The sequence below is a fragment of the Serratia sp. D1N4 genome (assembly GCF_054552755.1).
Genome location: NZ_CM137274.1, coordinates 132,946 through 154,982 on the forward strand (window position 1 = coordinate 132,946; position 22,037 = coordinate 154,982).

Consider the following 22,037-nt stretch of genomic DNA (forward strand, 5'->3'; position numbering starts at 1 on the left):
ACGAATAAAGTAACGGGATAAAGTTTCTCACGCTAAGGAGCATCATACCTTTGGTGGTTCAAGAGAAATAAGCCACTGCGCCATGTCCGTTAAAGACTCATTGCCACTGTGTTTCAGGCCGAACAGCAAATCTTCTTGGCGCGGTTGGCCGAAGACAATGCGGTAGAGTGCTAGCTCTCGTTTAAGCCGCTTAAACTTAATGCTCTCTTTGCTGTACGGTAGCATAGGAACCCGGCGTTCGACGCGAGCAGTTCCCTCTTCAAAAATCCAGTAGGGAATCAGATCAGACTGTCCCTCTTTGCGCTGGCTTGCCGCAAGCGCAAAGAGCTGTGTCCATGGATCAGCTCTTTCTGCCAGCGAATGAAGTGCACTCAAGCCATAATATTCGGCAATATTCTTCCTCACCGCATGGCCCTTATAACGATGTACTCGTCCTTCACGCTGCTCCAGATCGACCGGGTTTGACGGTAGATTCCAGTGCATAACTGCATGGCACCAGGTGTGAAAATCGAGTCCTTCTTGCCCGATTGAGGTGGAAGCCAATACAAAGGGGTGGAAGGGGGAGTTAAACGCATCTTTCACCGATTCTGCATGTGCGACGGCTTTATCCGTGTCGTCCCTCAGTTGGCCGTAGCGTAAAGCAAAGCGACAACGTGTGTACAAATCGCCCCAAGTATAATTGCCCCTATTCGTTTTGAACTCATCAATATTCAATTGCGTGGTGCGCAACGAAACCACGGTCTGAATACGTGATGCAATAGCCGCCAGTTGCGCTTCGGCGGGTTCATGTTGTAACCCCATCGACTCCAGCAGCGTATGGACATACTCATCCAGCATGGCCTGAATGTTGCCATCGATGCCATAACGCAGCGTCAGCCGCCAGTAAGTGTCATCTCCTGCGCCGCGTAGAAGCGAAATGCTCTCTGCCAGGTTGTAGAGCGAACGAAACCCAGAAGCGATCTGTGCTGCGGCGGACAACATCTCTGCCGAATCGGTTGCTAGGCAAGAGTCGATTCGGCTGAGCGCCCGTAGGGCACATGTACCGGGACTAGCAAGAGCGAAGTCACAGAGAACTTCGGCCAAATCGTCAGGGCGTGGGCCGAGGAGGATCTCGCCATTTGCCATCCGGGCAAACAGGTCGATATGTTCTTGGAAGTTTTCGGCGGGCTCATTTTTCGTTGGCCCTGTGTACCAGTAATGTTCGCCTTGCCACCAGTCTGACGTTTCGGTTTGGGCATCCAGTAAGGCCGGGGCTGCCCAGTACCAGCGTTCGTCCGTACGTGCACTTGGCTCACCGTTACCCAGTGTCTCAAGCAGCGCTTCACATTTCGCCGTTGCAATTGCCCTTACGGCCTTCACATTCAACGGCTCACCGGCATGCTGGCGAGCAATTTCAAGCGGATCAATATGACGTGCGAGTGTCGGAGATGGCAACATCCAGGCGATAACAGGCATCCCGGTGAGGCGGCCATCTTTTGATGATTTCGCAAAATTGAGCAGCGGTTTTACTTTTTTCTTGAACTGGCTGTGCAGAATCTTGGGATCAGCGCCAATCATCCGTCGTTCGGCTTCATAAGAGCAGACGGTGGCAATCGCATTGGGAACTGCGTTCCAGGCGGAAAATACCAGCGTTTTGGTCAGGCTGCCTTTGTTGCCATATACCCCGCCAGGCATTATGTAAGGTAATGAAGGGGGCATCCACAAAAGCTGCCACATACCTTTATCCAGCGTGTCTTCAAACAGCATCCGCATACGTGGGTTTGCAGCATCCAACGGTTTGTAGCGCTCCAGTTTCGCCTTCGTCAGTAACTGAGGTTTTGCTGATTTGACGAGTTTACGCAACGCATCGGAAGGGGATTCCAGTGACTTGTCCATGAGGGTACGTAACTCGTAATGCTTTAGGAAATTGAAAAGGTAAGGCATCGATTTCCAGTATTCGAGAATATCGCGGGCTTGCACTTCCATTGCGACGCCATCAACGGCAGCAGCGTGATGAAGGTCGGCGGGCGTAATCATTGCCGGTTGCAAGACTTCTTTCGTCATTGCATCCAGCTTTTGGGTCATTGTTACCCGCTCAGTTCGGCACATGACCTGTAATAAAGCGTGTTCCAGCGCTTTTTTCGTCTCTGCTGCGTTTACTGTGGCGTGCAATGCGGTACGGTGATCGAGCAAATGTTGCTGAATATCCTTGATTTGACTGTCATCGTTGTACAAAAACTGCAATGTGCGGATAAAGTCGGCGTAGTGGTTATCCTCTTCGCTTTCCTGATCGAGGGTGAACATTTTATACGGAGTCGCGGAGAGTAAGAGCACGCGTACGTCGGGGTGTTCAAAGAGTGCTTTTGCCAGCAGTGCGGCTTCATCATCACCATCGAGTAAGGTTTTAAACTTCTGAAATTCATCAAGGATAACTAGATCAGGCTGCAGCGCGGATAAGCACACAGTAGCCAGTTTGCTTCTGAGTTTACCGATCAGGGTGTAGCGCAGTTCAGAATCGTGCGTCTCGTTGTCATCGGCGAAACGCTCACACCCCTCTTTGAGCTGAGCGTACAGTTCGGCATCGTTTAACACCTTGCTACGAAAATCTTTTGCCAGTTCCCTGTCAATGTCGTCGACAGAAAGCTGGTCAACCGTGGAATGCCAGCCAGACCGGCCTGCTGCTGCCTGTAGCAGGTTAAGCATACCTAGGCGTAAACGTTCACGATTCTCGCCTTTTGCCAACGGCAAATCGTACAAAATGCGATATAGGATCGCGCGCTCTTCTTTATGACCGCCACGGCTGCGGGTGTGATCGAGGGCGGTGTTTGGCGTCAGGCTGATAAAATTGATTCTGTTTTTTCGCAGAGACCGTACCTGTATTGGCAGGAATGTCAGGCGCGTTGAGTGCGAAAATTGTTTCTCATTGCTGACATTCAGGCGCTTAATATTCTGCGCCGCGATAGCCGAATTTGAGCATATATAAATGATGTCGATACTGCCGATTTTATCCTGTAAATGATCGATGGTTTTGGCGATGATGCCGCGGGCAACCATCGTTTTTCCCAGACCAACTTCATCGGCTACCAGAAAGCGATTTTGCTGTTTATCACCGTAAAATTGCTGAAAAACATAATTCACGGTGCGTTGCTGAAAATCTTTCAATCCCGTGAGCGGGGCGATAATACTGGGGGGCTTATCGGCCATTTCGTCCTCCCATGGCTGATTCAAATACGGCCCACAGAGCGAGAAAATCTTGCGGAATCATGTCGCTTTGCCCTTTGCGCATATTGTCAATCAGCGCTGCGATATCGTTTAAACGCTCGGGCTCACGGCTATAGATACGTGTCAGCTCTTCCAGCACGGCGAAATCCTCTCCACTGGCAAGTCCGGTAAAGAAATTGCCATCGCTAAAGGCATTTTCAGCAAAGAAGGATTGCTGCCCCGTCTCGTCTATCAACATCAACAGATAACGCAGAAAATCCTGCTTCTGCATGCTGCTTTGCAAAATCATTGCGTGGCGATCGGGGGGCAAGGCATCAATCGGCAGATTAAGGACGAACCTGACCGATACATCGGGGTGCGATGTTTTAAGTGAAAACGCTGTTAGCCCGGTAATGGCTGGGACTGAAAACTCACCGAGTGCTCTTTTATTCCCATCGGCCGGTTCCAACAGGTTGCAGCAAAATCCTGCTGATACCGTCACGGGCCACGCAGTTGCCTGCACAATACCAGTTAACTCAGGAATTTCACCAACGAGCCACAATGCCCAGCTTTGGTCGTTTTCACCGGGGTGGCAGTGAAGACTCAATGTAGCATCGGCGAGCAACGCACGTGCTTGTTCAACGTGGGATTCGGCTTCATCACGCAGTGGGTCGGGCTTAAACGTCTGTGCAGGGTCGAAATCTTGCAGATAGCTTTCCATCCCGTCACTGCTCAGAAGGTCATCAATGGTGCCCGTGTTCTTTTTCTTGCCCTTGAGCGAGACTAAAATTTCGCAGTTCGTTTTCCCCAACAGCGCCGCGCTGGTGGCGTTTGCCGAACCCAGCACCAACTCGTTATCTTTGCCATTTTCAAACAGATACGCTTTGGCATGCAGGCCGGAGGCAATGATTTCGTCTGGGGTGCTCTCGTCTGATACCTGCTCTTCTGCTGCATCGTCAAGGTGAAGCTGGCGCGCGAAAAGGCTACGAGTTTCTTCACTCAGGGCAAGCAAGGTATCCGGGCGTGAAATCAGTGCATCGGCTTGCTGGCAATGCTCCACGATGTGCTGCAGTGCCTCGTCGGTGCAAAACGGTGAGATAATCACCGCACGATCCGCTTCGGGAGGATGCCAGTCGTAACCTTCCCCGGGCAGGAAAAATGCGACCTCATCAAAGCCAGCGGGACAATCCCATTCAACGTACTGCATTTCATCTGCAAAGCGCTGCGCCTGCGTCCGGCGATGTTTCGCCATTTTTCCCGTCGCCCGTTTGGGTAGTACGGAGAATAAATGCACTACTGCTTTATTGGCACTTTGCTTACGTTTACCGGGATAGCCGTCCAGCTGCAAGGAGAGGTCCCAGGACGAATCGGTGGTTAAATTTCGGCTCAGTACCACTAACCGATACATCACCTCGTCCGTTTCAGGGTTGATAAAGCGGATCGCCCAAATTTTTGGATGAAAGACCCCGCGACCTTTGGCTTTTGATTCAACAATCATCTCTTCAAGCAAGCCGAACAAGGGGTTGGGCTTGAGCTTTACGGGGACTTGAATGCGCCCTTTTTGGACGTACACCGTGATACGTTCGGAATAACGACGAATGGCTTCAAAAATGGATAGCGGATCCTGAGCGCGATTACTATCGGTCGCCGTGAAAGCCAAATAGACAGGTGCCTGCAGTAAAAATGCCGGATCGAGTGAGAAGCTGGTGGCGATGGCTTCGTCAAACACCATGCCGGGCGGAGAGGTCAGCGCCGAAGTATATAAGCTGCGATTGTTGGGGCTTAGCATTCTTCTCTCCTGAGGCCGTGCGCCAGATCGTTAAGAAATATCTGGACGTTATGCCAGCGGTAGACGAGATGCAGGGTTCCGGCATGGCCACTCCATTGCTCCAGTGCGCGTCTGTTTTTAAAGCGCGAGCGCGGGCCTTTGAGGGCCATTTCGCGGGCACGGATAAGTGAACTGGCTTCTTTACTGGTGAGTAATGTCGCGGGGGACTGTCGGATAAGAGCAATCCACTGTTCCACAAAGCGGCGGGTTATCAGGCTAATGCTATAGCCCGGTCCGACTATGAGCTCCCACATACGGTCGAGCGACCAGGTACCGATTTCCTTGCGGGGTAGTGCGGTAAACCAGTCGACGAAGTTGTCATTGTGTTGAGATAGAAGGTCGTTATCGGAACGCTCTTTGGCGAGCAAATAGTTATAAAGCAGGGCTGCGCCGTGCATCGTATAAGAAAAAAGCCGCGCGTGAGTTAGCAGTTCCTTGAGAGCGTCTGGGAATCTCGCGTAATCCGGGTGTTCCCACGGAGAACTCACATCTGCTGGTTCGCTATGTAGCGTCAGCCAGGCCAGCAAACTGCCTTCGCATGACGATTGAATACGGTCGCTAAGAAAACTGGCTTCCTGGCGTGTTAGTACAAACGTTGCCTTATTAGGAAAGTTTGGCGGTGGTGTAGGCAGGCTGGAGTGCCAGCTCTGTGCTGGTTGATACAAACTTGTGTCGCCTATATCGCCACGATTTTTTTCCTGATATTCCCGCTCACTGTTTTCCATGCGTGAGCTATAGAGTTCATCCACTCGCCGATGATATTCTTCCTGCGACCACAGGCTCTTGCGAATACCCCAACGCCTCAGACCTGCCCAGTAAACGGAACTGGGCAGGCGTTTAAGCTTTTCGCGTGAATTTTTACCAAATGTACCGGTTGAATCTTCTTCTAGCTGGGAAAGGGTGATAATTAACGCTCGTTCGTCACGGTCGGCCTGGGTGCCAAAGTTTGCTGCGGATATTCGTTTATTTTCTAGGCGTTGATAGATCCAAGGAACAAAAAGCATATAGCGTAAACGGGTCTGAATAGTGCTAGTGCCTGGAAATAGCTGCTCAGCAAAACTATCTCTGATAGCGCCAATTCCCAACTCATCACGGCTCTCTTTTTGCTGAAAGAGCGCAAGAATATTTAACGTTTTGGCCTGTGCGTCTGCATCATGATCAAGCCAACCTAGCGCTGATGCCATACCTATTTCCTTGGTTAAATTTATTATCTGCTGCGTGTTTGCGCATACATTTCGAACAGTTTGTTAATCGCCAGCTCTAGACAGATACAAGTATTTCTTAGGGAACCAATATGTACTCACTGTGTTTTACCTCGCTACCGCTTCCGCCACCGAGAGGCGGTAACGCGGCCTTCGCATCAGGCTGACGGGGTTTCAAGCGCGGGCAGGGCTAACTGTGCAAGTTGCGACTGGATAAGGGTCAGTTTTTGCTGGCTATCACGAATAGCGTGGCTTTTCCCCTCCAGCTCAGTGATAACCTGTTTCATATTTTGGATCTGCGGTGCAAAAAAGGCGAACATTTTTTCATCTGATATCAGCACGTCATAGATATCTTTAAACGGCTCTTTAATGATTTTCGCCAGTGAGGCTTTCACTTCTTCCAGCTCACGCTCCCGCTCGTGCGCTTTATAGGCATCCCACAGATCGGAGCCAATCGTAAACGCTGCACCCGCTGGGCCCGCCCATTTGGCAATGCCTCCGGCCAGTTTGGTGGCCTGCCAGGGTTTAAATTTATAGACATATCCCGTTAATTTGCCAATCGTATCGCGTGCGGCAAAAATGGTCGTTTTGAGCGTCGCCGGGCTAATTTTCGATACACCCTTAAAGGCCCCACCCAAAGAGCGAAATGTCCCTTCACCAAGGCCGCTTAAAAAGCTCTCACTGGAGTTCAACTGACGGATGATATCATCTGACAAACGCTGCGTGACCGCTGTCGACTGATCAAAAAAGCGATCGACAGATAGCTTAATCCGCAGGTGAAGCTTAAAGCCAACCCCCTCTTCCGTATATCCCAGTTCATCGTCCATAAATGGGCGAATATCTTCCAGGCTGAGTGGACGCAACTGGCCCATAAGCTGTTTTTCCATCAGGTTCAGCTCTTGAAATAACTCACTGGCTAGTTGCTTAACCTCCGTGCGGCTCTGCTTGATATCGTTACTAAAACGGCGCGCATCCTCGTCATTTTTCTTAGCAAACGTATTCAGTTCATCAAGCTGTAAACGGGCCTGCGTGACGCGCTGAGTGACTATGTCTTTCACTACGTCCATGCCGGTTTTCGCCAACAGTACTTCGGGTACATTGGCTTTCAGAATATCGGTAGCGGTGTTTTTAAGATCGTTAATGCGAGAGCGGCTTTCGTAATGTTCAGGTTTGCTGAACCAGAACGGCAGGCCGCGACCGTTTGGATTTGAGGCAATACAGACAATATTCAACCGCTCGCATTCCGCCGCGTTAAGATTAGCGGCGCGCTGTAATTTACCTTTCAGATTCTCTTTTTTAATTGCCGCCTGCTCGTCAAACAGTACCTGATTAGTCAGGTTAGTCACTTCATCCATTTTATTGATAACAAAGATGGTTGAAGATAGTTTATTCAGGTCACGCAAAACCCATTTTACGATGTCGGTGTGGCTATCTTTGAGCGGATTGGTGGCATCAACCACGTAAAAAATCAGATGTGCTTCAGAAATATAGCGCTTGGTCAGGTCTTCATACATCACCAGTTTACCGTCAACTTCACGCTCTTTGTCGCCAAACAGCCCCGGCGTATCGACAATTTCACATTGTCCTGGCAGGCCTTCCGGTTTATAAATACTTAACTGGTCGGAGGACTCATCCATGGAGATATTCATGTCTTCCATGATTTTACCCAGCCAGGCGGCAATAACGCTGGTCTTGCCGTCGGAAAATGCCCCCAACAGCGCGATACGTAGGACATCTGATTCGACGGCGGTAATTGCTGAGGTGATTTTTTGCAGATCGTCGCCAATATCGATCTCTAACTCACCCAACGTTTCTAGCATGCCGCGCAATTGCAATAGCGAATCAATGGCTGCCATTTTCTCAATACTGAACTGTTTGAATTGTTCCATAAGGCATCTTCTCTAGTTGATTTTTTAATCTTGTAACTCGGGTAATTTGCGCTTCAAAAATGGTAATCGGCTGTTGCAAGGCGTTCTGCATATCATTCACTTTTTTCAGCAAGCTGCCCTGTAGTTCTTTATCTATGGCAGCGACCAGTTTGCAGGCTTCGTCGGTCACGCCTTCTAAGGCTTTCTCCCTCGCGTTCTCCAGCCTGTCGCGTACTTTTCCCTGCGCTTTGCGAATTTTTGACGATTTACTGGTAAAAAAGCCGACCACCGTCATCACCACGCCCACCAGCGCCCCTGCAATGGCACCAATCGCCGTACCAATCACCGGGAATGCGCTACCAATCGTGCCGCCCGTCATCGCATAGCTGCCAATTTTGAAGGCCATTGAGCCGAAATCGCCCAACCCCAGGTCGTAACCCAGCACCATATCACTGCCAAAATCAATGCCGCCGCTACGTTCAAAACTGACGCGTTGCTGAAACTCCACATGCTTGATATCTTCTAGCAGACGTCCCACCGCCTGAAGCATCTGCTGCTGCAATACATCCACGGCTTTTTCTGTATCCTTAAGCATCTCTTCCTCAACACTGATGCGTCGCTTTTTAAACTCGCGCTGAATATGTTGAGAAATCGCGTCGCTATCGCCGAAATCGTCTTCGACGATAGTGTCACTGGCCTCCGCCAACTCGTTAAAAAAGGTATTCCAGCGGTTACGACGGTTATTCATGATGCGGCGTTTAAACTCCGCAATTGCATTACTAAACGCAACCCGGCATTTTTCAAACCCTGGCTCCGTCCCTTGCAGAAAGCTTCGGTGGCTGGCTAACTGTTCTTCCAGCACCTGTAAATATTGCCCCAGCGTCTCACGGACTTTGCCTTTGTTGCTTTCGACAATATCCTCACGGAAGGTAGCAACCTTATATCTGATCGTTTGGGCTACGGCATCAATCTGGCTAAATGCCCGCATTTCCTGACGGGTGGGGAACACGTCAAAGAACTCCTGTTGGGATACCGCCAGATTATGATCCCGGGAAGGATGAATGGTTGTGCTTTGCGTACTGTCGTCATACGCCATCGCCGAAAATGACAGTAGCCCTTGAATGCAATGCCCCTTCAGCAGCACCTCCGGTCCTAAGATCGGAGTTAGAACCTCAATGGTCTGGCTTAGCGCGTCGCCTGTGCCGCCTTGTTGGGCGAGATCCAGACGATCCTCTTCAAACTCATAGGCCTCGGAAAAACCGCGAACGTTGACCAGCGGATAAACCTGTGTGCCATATTCTAGGTAAGACTTAATCTTTTCTGCAGTCGCTGTTTCGGGTTTTTTGTTGGTACCATTGACGTAAACCACCATATGCGCTTGCGCAATAGCTTCTTTAACCAGATGAACGTAGCGGCTCTCATTGCCTTCAATACCCGGTACGTCAATCAGTTGGAAGACTTTATCGTCGATATGTAAGGTATAGTGGGTGTTGCCTTTGGTAAAGTCTGATTCGCCAGTACCAATAATTAAGCCATCGACGCGCTTTGCCGTATTTTTTAAGTGTTCGGTCTTAATGACTGACTGGATAATTCGCGACAAACTTTGATCCAGCAACTGCTGAAGATTGAGCGCCGATTTACGCTCGCTGAGACGGGCATCAGCCAGCCGTTCAGCGCTATCCTCAGCAAGATCCAGTGCGTCACTCATCCTAAGTGCCCCGCCAGCAGATTTATCAGTACTACCGCGCCGGCGCCAACGATCAAACTAACAATGGCGGTGGAAAACAGCGTGATACGTGCTTTACTGCTGGTTTGCTGTTGCAAAATTTGCAGACGCGACTGGCTTTCATTTTGTTCCAGCAACTGGCGTGATTTACTTGCTTCCTCTTCCATTTTTAGCCGTAAGGCACTTTCATTGGCGATGATTTGCTGCAGGCGCATGGCGGAAAAACTGATGGTACTAATTTTATCGACCACATCGCTGTAAACCCGCCCTAAATCAATGCGTAATTGCGTTAAGTTCTCGCGCAGTTCATGCTCGGCTTTTTGTAGATCGTTTTGATTATTTTGCAGCAATTGTCGGCGGGAGGTTTCATCAAACACTATCCGCAGAGACTCTATAATAGTACTTTTGCCCGCGTTGGTTTCGCCAAAAAACGCGAGGGTAAATTTATCCCACTCGGCATGTTGCTGCAGGTAGGCAACCTTCTGGTTGAAGGTATCCTGCAGAATCTGCAGTTGCGCCGTCATCGCATTAAGCTGCTTTTTGCCATCTTCGTTCTCGACATGAAGTCCTGCAATGTCAGCTAATGTTTGCTCAATGTTACGTCCTACGTCGGCATAAAGCCGGTTGAAGTCCTCAGCGGTATTCATTTTAAATCTCATTAATGTTCTATCTTCGCCGGTTCGCTCAGACACATAGTCTCCCCCGGCAGGCTTGTGCAATATTACTTAACTTGAAGACAATCTTATCGTTGTAGCAAAAGTAAAACCATTTCAACGGAAAGTTAATGTGCCAGTACCTAGCTCAGGTCAATGTGCATTTTCAGGCCCTTCACATAATCGAATATAATCATCATCTTACGGTGTTGGTGCTATCATCCTGCTGCTATCATGATGTTACATCAGGGGATGTGGCCGATCTCGTGCCAGTCGCTGTGGATCGTAACTGAACCATTGCCCCTATTTTGCGCAAATAATGTTACAGGTGTGACAGAATGTCTGGAGTATCATCGTCTAACGCGTCGTTAAAACTAAGAAGCTACACTTGAAGTGGCATACCCATGGCGATAGCAAAGATCGTGCATCACACAGGCCTGACGAAAGCGTAGCGAGATGTCGGAAACACCAAGACTGTGTTTAAAAGCCACTCGTGAAGGAATGGAACAGTTTAATTCCGCCGCTTGGCCGCCAAGAATAGCTTCCGTCACGACAGGAGAGGGATAGGAGGCGAAAGTCACTGGGGCTTCGGTTTCTTCAGGCTGAGCCAGATCCGGATAGACGTTTTCCGCTAGTCCGCCTACGATGGCGTGACATCCCATCACCAGCAGGGCAATCGTCGCACACAGCAGTAATACCGCTCCACAATGTTAACTGACCAGTTCAATTTCACAGGCATGGCATTTCCTGTTTACCGATTATATTAACCAAAAATCGTGGATAAAACGGAACGGCTTTACTGAGATTATCGTAGTTGAAGTTGTGAAAACTGAGAAGCGAGCAAATTTACGAATCGGTACGACCGATAGCCCTGACAGTCGCGCTTGTTTGGGCCGCCCTTGCCCCGAAACCATCGAGTTGATTATGAATGAACAAGCTCTTTATCCACTCATGGAGTGAGTCGAGCAACGTTTAACCACGCGATGCTGTGATATGGTTTATCATCCAATTTTTCACTTCACTTTCCAGCCAGCGAGAACTGCTGCCAAGTTTGATAGGCTTAGGAAACTTGTTTTTGCCGATGAGCTTGTAAAACCATTTGTCACTCATGCCGGTAAATCTGGTGATGAAAAACATATCCACCAGCTTATCGTTCATCATGTCAAGTTCGATGCGTTTATTCATGACGTTTTCTCTCTGTCTTAAGTTAAAAGAAAGACGGGAGCACCAGCTATAACTGTTTGATTGGTATTGAAATCAGGAGATGGCTGTGTACTCTGTCATGAGATAAGTCAGGAATATAAAAAAATACCGATTCGGTAGAACAGGGGCCGCCATTATCGACAGCCCGTAGCATTAATTGTTACTGCATCCGAATGAGCGCTCACCATTGCCATACTGTTTGGTGTAGTGCTTGGCGAGATAACTGGCCCGCTCTATCACAGCAGTACGTTGATTAAAATAATCAGCACTGTTGATATCTACCCAGAGAGCAGGATTGTCAGGGAAATGAGCCAACGTAGCATTTTCTGGAAAACCTACACGAAGCGCACTGCACCATGCCTGTTTGATCAGTCCTGCCAATGTTGATGAAGATTGATAATCACCCAGGCTATGCCATCTGTCTTTGTTCAGTAGCAGCAACAGGTGATAGTGTTTTTTACCATTGAGTTCACCGACCTCTTTGACCCAGACATAGCGAAGGGTGCAGGGGTGAATCCTTCTCCCCTCACGCTGTTTACCAATAACGGCGTATTTTATTTTAGCTTTGAGGGACTCTATAAAGCGGGATATCACGGCAGCATCGGTATCTGCCGTATCATTCGGTAACCGGAGATCAACCCGTACTGCTAATGTTCTGGGGTGCTCTGACAACGCATTGTTGAGGGTATTTTCGATACGACTAAGGTAATGTTGGTTATGTGAATACACGATAGTGCTCCTCTGACTGTGAATGTTTCATACCGTGAGTCAGAGTGATAAAAATTTATTGATACCGATCTTTTCTGATCAAACAGGGTAAGCCAGTTGACAGGAGATAGAGGTAGATACTACGACTTGATTTTATTTGGCTGGGAATGAATCAGACAGGGAAAGACCAATACAGTATTGTGGCTGATAGGAGGTAGGCATTCTCAGTTCTTCAGGCGGTGGGTTACTCTGGTATCGAAGTAGGCCTGCAAGCTTGAGGTATCACGGGTATATCAATTGTCAGGTTAGATAATCATTGGCATATACCACATACACCATTGATGGAGAGTATTCAAGGTACATCCCTATCAATATCTTTGCCTACTGCAGGAGGTAACATACTTCTGTATATATATTACCAATCCGACAGGCGTGATAGGGGATGGCTTTAGTCTATTTGAAAACCTTTCTGCATACCTGCATTCTTTTTACTTCCATCACTCTGGAGTTACGACTTCAGATAAAAGGCCGCTCCATGTAGTTAGACCTCTAAAATTATGGGTGATGAGATTATTATCTTCATCAAAGAATTGTCCTTATGGCTAATATAAAAAATTAGAATGTAACTCGCTATGCCATGCATGGAAAATTCAAGGTGTAGAATGAGTAAATCATCTTATTCTTCTTTGAATGTGTGTCAAAGGCGGCTTCTTTTCCTTTCTAGTATTTGTAAATCACAAATGGAACACCACTAGCCTTAACGAAGGCGCTAGTATGCGCCTTTTCAGTATATGTTAACCAAAAAATTGATTAGTTTAAAAATCTCATTAGATAGCGATAACATTTTTTATTATGCAATCTGGTGCAGTAAAGATAAAAACGACACTATCGACATACAGGCACTCAACTCCTCTAACAAGTTCACGACACAGAATGGCATAAACATAGCTAAAATGACACGCTTTAGCAGGATTATTCAGAATTAAACAAGTAAAAAGACAACTGTAAAACCAAGTAAAAACCACAATAAAACAGTAAATTAACAACAAAATTATCTTGATAATACTACAAGATCAATTTTTATAATTTCATTTAAACCATTATCGTGCTATATATAAACTACATAGTAGTTTAAATTTTTTCGGGGGGTATATGGCAGTAAGAGATGGTAGTGGTAATCCGATACAGAAAGTTGACCTCAGGGTTGGTCAATTTTATACGAGGTACTTGCGGTCATTCCAAGATGTTACGCTTGGCGTCTTTAATGAACAGAGTGCAGAAAGTTGTCAGAATGTGGTTAATTCTGCTATCAAGAATTATTTCTCTGATAAAAGTCAAGCGAATGATTTTTTGCAAGGTATGTATGAGGCATGCGGAGAAAACATCCTCAGCCGGGATGAATTTAACTGGTTAGAAAGGGATCCTCGGGCAACATTCTACATATGGGTCTATTTATGTGATGTCAGTGATAAACATCTTGGAATTGATCCAAATGAGGAGGGGAACTGGTATCGGCGTCTAGATTTAAGTTTGTCACCTTCAAGTCATAATGAACGTTTGAATCTCATTATTAGTTTATTTGATCTCATACCTGTCTATCCACCTGCTAAAAAAGGTGTAAAGAGACGTTTATTGGAGAATATAAAGAACAAATGGAAAGGAATTCTTAATGGTCCAAAACCGCTTAAATGGCTACCTCCTGATGACAAAGAGGGATGTCAGTGGGTATGGGAAAAATTAAGAGGGAGAGAAAGAAGTAACTCCTATATTGAGAGCCTCATCCCCGAACTTAGGAGATTAGAGTTTTGGTTTACTCCATTGAGTCCTGAAGAATGTTACCTTGCAGCTGTTGCAGCTTTCGACTCATGGGGTACTCAACATCTAGACAGTAAAAAATTATTTTTACTGAATCTTAATAAAGCGTGGAATCAACGTAAGCTTCGTCAGTCCCGCACCGATAAAAAAGCACTTAACAGCTACCTTCGCAATCAAACAAAATCACGACTGGATGAGTTGGCAGAGTATTACGGTATGCGCATCAGTGATGTTCTGGAAAAACTCATTAACGATCATTACTTGAAAAAAATATCAAAAGATGAGTAATGAAAAAGTCTCATTTCTTACGGACTTATCGCTAATGTGGTAACAGTAAATTAACAATCAAAGAAAACTCAGATCTATACTACCCCCATGAGTACACTGACAGATATCTCTCTTTCTGTCAGTGTCACCAATCCGCATGGTTAAAAGCAATTTCTAGCTCCTAATTGAATGAAATCGTTAAGTTGCAGTATAAGGCATATGTCGTAATTCAGTAAAAAAATAAAATATATCAGTTAATTGTAAAATCACGCCAGTGACTTTATTAATATGCCAAGTTGGTCGGCCAACTGTCGTTTTTCCTACCCAGGCAAGCTATGCCTGTTGTTAATAAGCGGTAGTATACGTATCTTTTTGACATCTCCTGTCATTTCTAGCCCTTTAAGTACAAAAAACAACCATTATCAGTGACATATCCGTGCAGTTGCGTCCTTTACAGTGTCGGTTCTCCACCTTCATGACTGAGGACCGATAATGACTGTATACCGCTATGACCCTGACCTGGCGCTGCTGGGACGGTGCAGTAACGAAGAGCTACAGTTGCTGGTTTCTATTCTGACCACCGATACCCGTGACGGAGAAACCCGCTGGACAGAGAGCCTGACCAGCACGCCGGAATACCGTCTGCTGGCACCTGACCACTGCCGTTACTGGATGCAGATTGCTGCCGAGCTCCAACGCTATGGGGCCAACACCCTGGTGAGTCTGGTCCGTTTTGGCCAGGGCGTGCCCTACCGGGAAATCCTCGGTGATGTCTGTGACCGGCTTGATGTTAATTACAATAAAAACAGCACCACAGAGACTATCGAACTCAGCCTGTTGATGAAAGTCCTGGAAAAAAGCCTGGATAACATGTCACCAGATGAGTTGGTATCACTCTCCCGCAACATGCAACTGGACCTGACCAGCCCGACCCCGCAACTCATCCTGATTGCGGTGCAGGCTGCTATCCGTACCTCTTCCCTGGCGGCCCTTGAACTGGCGACAGCGCTGTCTGCCAGTGTCATCACCTCGCTGGGGGGGATTGCCACCTGGGGCACTGTCGTGGTCGCCTCTCGAGCACTGTCCGTGCTGGCTGGCCCGGTGGCCCTGGCCCTGAGCTCTGCCTGGATGATTTCCGATATTGCCGGTCCGGCTTACCGGGTCACCATTCCCGCCTGCATTGTCGTCGCCTGGCTGCGACAGCGGCACCTTTCCCATTAATCATCGTCTCTGCTTCCTTTTGGGGCAGGTTTTATTCGCAGGGAGCATTGATCATGCCTGAACAGGAACATCGTTATGACCGGCTTGCCAGCCGCCTGGCCATTCTGGTCAGCAGGCTCTTTATGGGCGAATCACTCAGTGCCCGGCAGCTTGCTCAGGAATTCGGTGTTTCTGAGCGGACTGTACAGCGTGACCTGCGTGAACGTCTACGGTATCTCGATCTGGAATATACCGACGGAAGTTTTCGCCTCCAGGATGCGCGGGGGCCTTTCCGTACTGATCAGGATATTCTCCGCTTTGCCCGTATCACCAGTGTGGCACAGTATTTTCCGGCACTGGATCCCAAGCTGCTGTCAGTGCTGCTTGATTCGGGTCAGGGCGCACCGTGCGTCATCTGGAATACACCACCGCGTCAGGTACCCTCCCTGTTCGGCGGCTTTCAGGTTATCACCCAGGCGATTATCCGTAACAGACGCATTCACTTCCTGCATCACGGTCATCATCAATCCGCTGTGGCTCCCTATCGTCTTATCTGCTTTGACGGCGAGTGGTACCTCGCCGCTCTGGTCAAGGAGCACATCCAGGTATTCACGCTCTCCGCCATCACCGACGTGGCGATGACCATCAGTAGTTTTAGCCGCCAGAAAAACGTCAACCGAATCTTTCAGGACGCGCGTTTTATTCAGGCTTTACCGCATTTTCAGTTTATCAGCGGTCTCATTCGCGAATGAGACCGCTTTACCCGTCCGTCCGGACATATGATTTTTCAAATAAATAAAGGAGTTAAACATGAAGATAACCTCACTGGGCAGCTTGTTACTGGTCAGCATACTGATACCGACTCTTGTGCAGGCTTTTGGCAATAACAAGACCTGGGTCAGGGGATGGGGGCAGGGGCACTCTGAGTTCATCATCCTGGGTAAGGGGCAATCGCAGTTGTACCTGGCCTGTGAGGACACGGGCTCTGAGCCCGTCACCCTCATCTTTACTGACGTTAACGGGCATGAAGTCAGTATGGATAGCGGAAAACAGCTGTTAATCAAAATCGATGATGAAGAGCCGGCAGACATCAGTGGGACCAACAGTCGGTTTGGTGCCAACAACATTCTCTGGGCCTGGGAGCACTTGCGAACCGGTAAACAGGTGGTTGTCTCCGGCGAGGGCGTTCGTCCGGCAACCTTCACACTGAACGAGGCGGGGAAGGTACTGCCGAAATTTGGCACACACGGATGTGTACCGAAGTTTGACCTGTAGACAAGGGCGCTTTTCGCCACTCGTCGTACTGACACTTTTTTGACTGACACAACGCAAGGAAACACGGAATGAAAGAAATCACCACACTCAGCCAGCGTCTGAATACGCCTACCCTGCATTTTGTCCTGCTCAGCATTGTGACCTTTGGGGTATGGCCACTGTTGTGGCTACACAAAAAGCAGGAAATTATCAGCGACACCACCGGCTATCCAATTTGTGGGAATGTATTCATCATCTGGCTAGCGGTCTGCTTCGGTATCAGCCGCCAGATGGCCTCTATGGCATCACCCGATATGTATGGATACGACCTGACCAGCGATGCCTTGCTGACGCTGAGCATGCTGTTGTCGCTGGCGTGTAGCGTGATGTATATCGTCTGGGCGTTTAAGGCCAGGACAGCACTGCGCCACTACGCGCTGAATACTTTCCGCTTCGACCTGAAAATGAACGCTTTTTACACCGTAGTGTTCAATGTGTTCTATATCACGTACTGCATCAACGATATGCCTCAGGCGCTGGCAAAACACCAGATTATTTATGGCCGGGCACAACAATCACAAGTAGGCCCGTCGCAGGAATAATTCTCTCGGCTATTTCGCTTCTTTTCATCACTGGACGCATCAGCGCGTGCGTCCCTACTTCCCTTCTGTATTTCCTTCTATGCTGGCGGTCATCGCCGCCTGACGCTCCAGAGAACCCCAATCATGACATTCCTGAAAATACTGGTGACCACACTGGGCCAGGTTCTGAACTGGTGTGCCAGTAACCGGGCGCAACAGTTTGTGGAAACACAGTTTCGGCTGGCAGGTTACGATGAGGATGATATCGCTACCGCCAGAGAAGCCGTCAGCTTGCTTACTGCCGCCTTTATTACCGCTCTGATGAACCTGACACTACAAATTCTTTCCCACTTTTAAGCCTGTTTCTACCGGATGACTACGGCAGGTATCTGCATATATAACGCCATTTAATCTGATACGTCAGCCCTCACGGACTGGCGTTTTTTTATTCTTGGAGTCCGTAAATGACCAATATTTCGTCTAACACTTCAACTACAACATTGATCACCACACAACCCTCGTTAGCTGCAGCTCTTGTGCCTGATAAATTACGCACGCGCTTCTGGCCGCAGCACTTCGGCAGCATACCGCAATGGCCCATTCTGGAATCTCACGTCTTTGGCTGGATGGATCGTCTGTGCACTGATTACAACGGGGGATCCTGGAATTTTTATACGCTGAGAAACGGCGGTGCCTTTATGGCTCCAGAAAGCGATGAGCGATGGTCACTGTTTAATGGCATGAATGGTAATGGTGCCGGAATGAGTGCTGAGGCTGCCGGTATCGCTGTTTGCCTGCTGACCTACAGCCACCACGCTTGCCGTACCGCAAGCGAAGCCATGACCGAACACTTCTACCGCCTCAGAGCATATGCGCTTTCACATGCCGAGATCAACGCCATTATGTACATCATCGACTGAACACGGAGGTTAACATCACCATGAATTCAATCACTTTATCGCCTATTGCTGATGAGATGCCGCCCGCAGCCAGACGGGCCATTAAGCGCGCCATCACCCTGTTGGAACAACAACTGCGTGAACCCGGTGCTGTCTTTACCTCAACAACAGTCGTTCGTGACTGGTTGCGCTTGCAAATGACCCCGCTGACTCGCGAAGAGTTTACGGTGCTCTTTCTAGACAATCAAAACCGCCTGATTGCTCACGAAACCCTCTTCAAGGGAACGATCAACAGTACCCACGTCCATCCGCGTGAAGTGGTCAAAGCGGCGTTGAAGCATAACGCCGCCGCTGTGCTTCTAGCGCACAATCACCCCTCCGGTGAAACTGAACCCAGTCAGGCTGACAGGCAGATCACCGACAGGCTGGTCAATGTGCTGGGATTGGTTGATGTGAAAGTGCTGGATCACTTCATTGTTGGCGGTCTGGATATCATGTCCTTTGCCGAACGCGGCTGGTTACCTGGCTGATAGCCGCTTTCTTTCACTCTTTCCCCTTCCTCGTGTTTGTAAGATCCCATGTTCAAGGAGTACCTCTATGGGCTGGCTATTTTCACACCACTCCCGCCGTGAACTGATCGCGGCATTGATCATGACCGACGACACCGAAAACTATCATTAACGCCACTACCCGCAGCCGGGTGTAATAAAGGAGAGGAGCCGATGACTGCGACAATACCGGTTTTGCGTTTTGGCCTGCAATGCAGTTCGGCCCATATCACTGAAGACGATAATGCGGTGTTGTACCTGATCTCACACTTTCAGGATGAGTTTAGCGACAGGGAATGGATCCACTTTTCGGGCACGGGTTATCTGCTCCGTTTAGATGCGTGGACCCATCCGGTATTGCAACTTAAACGGTTGGGACTCTCCAAAGCCTGCCGCCGTCTGGTTATCACCCTGATGAAACGACACCAACTGACTTATCTGCATATTGATGCCTTGGGCGAGGTTTTACCTGGCTTTACCACATTCGGTTGGTGATCCCTCCCTACATTATTCAACGCTTCATCCCCCTGCGTTACCCCATCATTTACCAAGGAAATTCCATCATGAACAGACAAGCTGCGCCTATGTCTGGCGTATTTCATTTTCTCCAACACCACACCGTTTCTTCGCAAGATTGGCATACCTTATGTCAGGCCATCACCCAAGTTTACCGGAAGATACGTAAGCAGCCTGATGCGTTAGGTTTAACCACCGTTCCGGTTATCTGTGAACACACTGGCAACCGCCCGTTGCGTTATGACGATAGTCTGGTTGGACTAGGTATGATCGGTTTTAACGGTGATCGAACTAACCACCAGGCTGGCGATCCGTTTTTGCTGTACCAGCGCCAAATACCTCATGCGCAGATACGCTGCGATACTCGGGGCTATCCCTACCAATGGCTGGTGATGTCCGCATTGTTACTGGCCAATACGCAGTGTCCCACTACCTGGACGATCGAGTCTGACGTACCACTGAAGCACTGGCGGAAGGTAGCCCATTGGCTAACTCATCACTGCCAGCTCCCGGTTTCTCCGCTGTGTTAAGGAACTGCCTTCATGAAAACCACCGACAAAACTCCTCATACCGTCTCGAACAACCTCGCCTTGAAGGAATATCAGCAATTGCTCGTCTGGTTGCTGAAGCACTGTTATGGATTGGAGCTCAACGATACGCCGTATCACGACGAACAGGCGATTGTTCAGCAGGTTGAGCATGGCGTCACGGTACGCGAAACCGTCAACGAACTGGTGGAGAAATTCGACCTGGTGCGCGTTGATCGCCCCGGCTTCAGCCTGATGGCACAAGACCCGCTGCTGAATGGTGCCGACCTGCTTCGTGCTCGAAGTGCATTGGGATTACGGAGCCCGGTAAACAAACGTCTCGTCTGACGCCATACCTTCACTTAACTGTCACCATCCAACACGCCAGCCTTAGTCGCTGGCGTTGTGCTTTTTAAGGATATCCAACGATGAAAAAAACCGTTCAAAACACAGCTAACACTAACGATGAAACACCCATCTGGGGCCTACATTGTGCTATCACTCCAAGATTAGGTGCCAGATTGGTGCAACAGGGCAACCACCTACATTTTCTGGCTGACCGTGCTGGTTTGGTTGGCACATTTGCTCCTGACGTTCTCCAAGCGCTTGATACCGCTTTTCCTATGCTGATTGAGCAGTTGGAGGCCCGGTTGCGTTCCGGTGAGCTCGATCAGCGTCGTCTGCATTGCGTCACTGTCCAGCACGCTGGCTTTACCTGTGAAGCGGATACGCTGGGCAGTTTTGGTTACGTGTATATCGTCATTTACCCGAATTAAGTATCAGCGTGATTAGGCCCCGTTAAGGGGCTTTACGCTCTTCAGGTTTACTGAGTATTTAATTACTGCGAGTTGCATTCCTGATTTACCTTTTCAAATTTCCCTCTCTTTTTTCTCAACTTATAATGCACCTACTACCAGGTGGGTATGCTTGCCATATATGGATATTTAACTATGCAAACAGAAGCTGAAGTCTTAACTGGTCATACCGAAATAATGTGTTCGACTAATATTGAACGCATTGTGACGGGACGTAACGCTGTACTAGAACGGATAGAAACTCTTATTCATCAACTGAATGATATCTCTCTTTTGGCATCTAGCGTGGGGGGCGGAGTGGTTGGTGACTGGGCGATGCGGCAGGGACATCGCTACGACAGTTGGTTGGTACAACCGATAGACAAAGCAATGCCTGCTATTACTCGTAATATTGATCGTAGTATCTGGCGTGACCTGATGCTGAAATCTGGCATGTTGGCTCTAATGGATGCCGAAGCTCGTGATCAGTGGTATAAAAATTTGGAAGAGGCTGACTTACCAGCTATCAGTGAGGAAAATATTCTCAGTACCTTTCAACAACTGCATCTGAATAAACAGGATGTATTCGAACGCGGTGTTATCAATATTTTCAAAGGACTATCATGGGAATATAAAACGAACAGTCCCTGTATGTTTGGCAAAAAAATCATTGTTAACAATCTGGTCACGCATAACCGATGGGGATTTAGTTTGAGCTGGGGTTGGCGGCGTGATCAGTTGGTTGATTTGGAGCGAATGTTGCACCTATTGGATGGTAAATCTGTTCCTGACAATCGAGCGGATATATCCGTACACCTGATGGAACATATCCGAGATAACCCTCGTCAGCAGAATTACGAGGATGAGTTCTTTAGTATCCGCTATTTTCAAAAAGGTACCGCGCATGTAATTTTCAAGCGCTTGGATCTGGTGGAGAAAATGAACGATATCGTGGCGAAGCACTATCCAGGGATGTTAGCTCGAGAAGAGTTTGCCCTCTATTCATTTTGAAGCGATAAGTGAGCCTGTTTACCGCATCAAAAATGGAGTAAAATCCGCAAGATCCACGAGTCATTCGTTGCTTGCTTTTTATACGAAAAGGAGCAAGCAAAAGCATTTGGGGGTGCTTATGGGGGTTACTTATTCATCCATATTAAATAATCCCTTTGGTATCATGGTATTAATGCTCTTATGCGACTCCTGTGATCTCCGCCAAAGCTCCCCTTTTTACGCTGATTCAGGTCTGTTTTTTATTAGCTCTACAGCAC

General features: G+C 48.4%; 21 protein-coding genes. 13 read left to right on the forward strand and 8 right to left on the reverse strand.

Annotated features, from left to right (window positions below; genetic code table 11):
• Window positions 1–42: 42 nt before the first annotated feature.
• The 8 genes from ACX1CU_RS00585 to ACX1CU_RS00620 all read right to left on the reverse strand — a co-directional run bounded on the left by ACX1CU_RS00585 (window position 43) and on the right by ACX1CU_RS00620 (window position 12,392).
• Window positions 43–3,183, reverse strand: a complete 3,141-nt coding sequence (locus tag ACX1CU_RS00585) for a DEAD/DEAH box helicase (RefSeq protein ID WP_459400742.1) — start codon at window positions 3,181–3,183, stop codon at window positions 43–45.
• The gene (locus tag ACX1CU_RS00590) at window positions 3,173–4,969 is read right to left on the reverse strand and encodes a phospholipase D family protein (RefSeq protein WP_459400743.1); all 1,797 of its coding nucleotides are present in this window, start codon (window positions 4,967–4,969) and stop codon (window positions 3,173–3,175) included. The genes ACX1CU_RS00585 and ACX1CU_RS00590 overlap by 11 nt, the downstream gene beginning before the upstream one ends.
• The gene (locus ACX1CU_RS00595) at window positions 4,963–6,192 is read right to left on the reverse strand and encodes a DUF6361 family protein (protein ID WP_459400744.1); all 1,230 of its coding nucleotides are present in this window, start codon (window positions 6,190–6,192) and stop codon (window positions 4,963–4,965) included. Before ACX1CU_RS00595 ends, ACX1CU_RS00590 begins: the two co-directional genes overlap by 7 nt.
• 176 nt (window positions 6,193–6,368) lie before the next feature.
• Window positions 6,369–8,099 carry a LeoA/HP0731 family dynamin-like GTPase gene (locus tag ACX1CU_RS00600; protein WP_459400745.1) on the reverse strand — a complete coding sequence of 577 codons (1,731 nt, stop codon included), beginning with the start codon at window positions 8,097–8,099 and terminating at the stop codon, window positions 6,369–6,371.
• The gene (locus tag ACX1CU_RS00605; RefSeq protein ID WP_459400746.1) at window positions 8,071–9,786 is read right to left on the reverse strand and encodes a DUF1269 domain-containing protein; all 1,716 of its coding nucleotides are present in this window, start codon (window positions 9,784–9,786) and stop codon (window positions 8,071–8,073) included. Before ACX1CU_RS00605 ends, ACX1CU_RS00600 begins: the two co-directional genes overlap by 29 nt.
• The gene (locus ACX1CU_RS00610; protein WP_459400747.1) at window positions 9,783–10,496 is read right to left on the reverse strand and encodes a dynamin-like protein LeoC; all 714 of its coding nucleotides are present in this window, start codon (window positions 10,494–10,496) and stop codon (window positions 9,783–9,785) included. Before ACX1CU_RS00610 ends, ACX1CU_RS00605 begins: the two co-directional genes overlap by 4 nt.
• Before the next feature lie 933 nt (window positions 10,497–11,429).
• Window positions 11,430–11,642: a helix-turn-helix transcriptional regulator gene (locus tag ACX1CU_RS00615; RefSeq protein ID WP_459400748.1), complete on the reverse strand. Its 213-nt coding sequence runs from the start codon at window positions 11,640–11,642 to the stop codon at window positions 11,430–11,432.
• A 171-nt stretch (window positions 11,643–11,813) separates the two neighbouring features.
• Window positions 11,814–12,392 carry an inovirus Gp2 family protein gene (locus ACX1CU_RS00620; protein ID WP_459402902.1) on the reverse strand — a complete coding sequence of 193 codons (579 nt, stop codon included), beginning with the start codon at window positions 12,390–12,392 and terminating at the stop codon, window positions 11,814–11,816.
• 1,128 nt (window positions 12,393–13,520) lie between these two features.
• Here ACX1CU_RS00620 and ACX1CU_RS00625 point away from each other — a divergent pair.
• The 13 genes from ACX1CU_RS00625 to ACX1CU_RS00685 all read left to right on the forward strand — a co-directional run bounded on the left by ACX1CU_RS00625 (window position 13,521) and on the right by ACX1CU_RS00685 (window position 21,780).
• On the forward strand, window positions 13,521–14,471 hold the full coding sequence (locus ACX1CU_RS00625) for a hypothetical protein (RefSeq protein WP_459400749.1): 951 nt from the start codon (window positions 13,521–13,523) through the stop codon (window positions 14,469–14,471).
• Window positions 14,472–14,942: 471 nt separating this feature from the next.
• Window positions 14,943–15,671, forward strand: a complete 729-nt coding sequence (locus ACX1CU_RS00630; protein ID WP_459400750.1) for a YaaW family protein — start codon at window positions 14,943–14,945, stop codon at window positions 15,669–15,671.
• A 53-nt stretch (window positions 15,672–15,724) separates the two neighbouring features.
• Complete coding sequence (locus ACX1CU_RS00635; RefSeq protein ID WP_459400751.1) at window positions 15,725–16,402, forward strand: helix-turn-helix transcriptional regulator; 678 nt, start codon at window positions 15,725–15,727, stop codon at window positions 16,400–16,402.
• A 58-nt stretch (window positions 16,403–16,460) separates the two neighbouring features.
• Window positions 16,461–16,925, forward strand: coding sequence for a hypothetical protein (locus ACX1CU_RS00640; protein ID WP_459400752.1), 465 nt, complete (start codon window positions 16,461–16,463; stop codon window positions 16,923–16,925).
• 68 nt (window positions 16,926–16,993) lie between these two features.
• Window positions 16,994–17,506, forward strand: coding sequence for a hypothetical protein (locus ACX1CU_RS00645; RefSeq protein ID WP_459400753.1), 513 nt, complete (start codon window positions 16,994–16,996; stop codon window positions 17,504–17,506).
• A gap of 123 nt (window positions 17,507–17,629) precedes the next feature.
• Window positions 17,630–17,842, forward strand: a complete 213-nt coding sequence (locus ACX1CU_RS00650; RefSeq protein ID WP_459400754.1) for a hypothetical protein — start codon at window positions 17,630–17,632, stop codon at window positions 17,840–17,842.
• 107 nt (window positions 17,843–17,949) lie between these two features.
• Window positions 17,950–18,405: an antirestriction protein gene (locus ACX1CU_RS00655; protein WP_459400755.1), complete on the forward strand. Its 456-nt coding sequence runs from the start codon at window positions 17,950–17,952 to the stop codon at window positions 18,403–18,405.
• A 20-nt stretch (window positions 18,406–18,425) separates the two neighbouring features.
• Window positions 18,426–18,914, forward strand: coding sequence for a RadC family protein (radC, locus tag ACX1CU_RS00660; protein ID WP_459400756.1), 489 nt, complete (start codon window positions 18,426–18,428; stop codon window positions 18,912–18,914).
• A gap of 192 nt (window positions 18,915–19,106) precedes the next feature.
• Entirely contained in the window at window positions 19,107–19,427 is a 321-nt protein-coding gene (locus tag ACX1CU_RS00665; protein ID WP_459400757.1) for a DUF5983 family protein, read from the forward strand.
• Between the two features lie 68 nt (window positions 19,428–19,495).
• Window positions 19,496–19,978, forward strand: a complete 483-nt coding sequence (locus ACX1CU_RS00670; protein WP_459400758.1) for a hypothetical protein — start codon at window positions 19,496–19,498, stop codon at window positions 19,976–19,978.
• Between the two features lie 12 nt (window positions 19,979–19,990).
• The gene (locus tag ACX1CU_RS00675) at window positions 19,991–20,323 is read left to right on the forward strand and encodes a TA system toxin CbtA family protein (RefSeq protein ID WP_459400759.1); all 333 of its coding nucleotides are present in this window, start codon (window positions 19,991–19,993) and stop codon (window positions 20,321–20,323) included.
• Between the two features lie 80 nt (window positions 20,324–20,403).
• Complete coding sequence (locus ACX1CU_RS00680; RefSeq protein WP_459400760.1) at window positions 20,404–20,751, forward strand: type IV toxin-antitoxin system YeeU family antitoxin; 348 nt, start codon at window positions 20,404–20,406, stop codon at window positions 20,749–20,751.
• Window positions 20,752–20,925: 174 nt separating this feature from the next.
• Complete coding sequence (locus ACX1CU_RS00685) at window positions 20,926–21,780, forward strand: DUF4942 domain-containing protein (protein ID WP_459400761.1); 855 nt, start codon at window positions 20,926–20,928, stop codon at window positions 21,778–21,780.
• Window positions 21,781–22,037 lie beyond the last annotated feature (257 nt).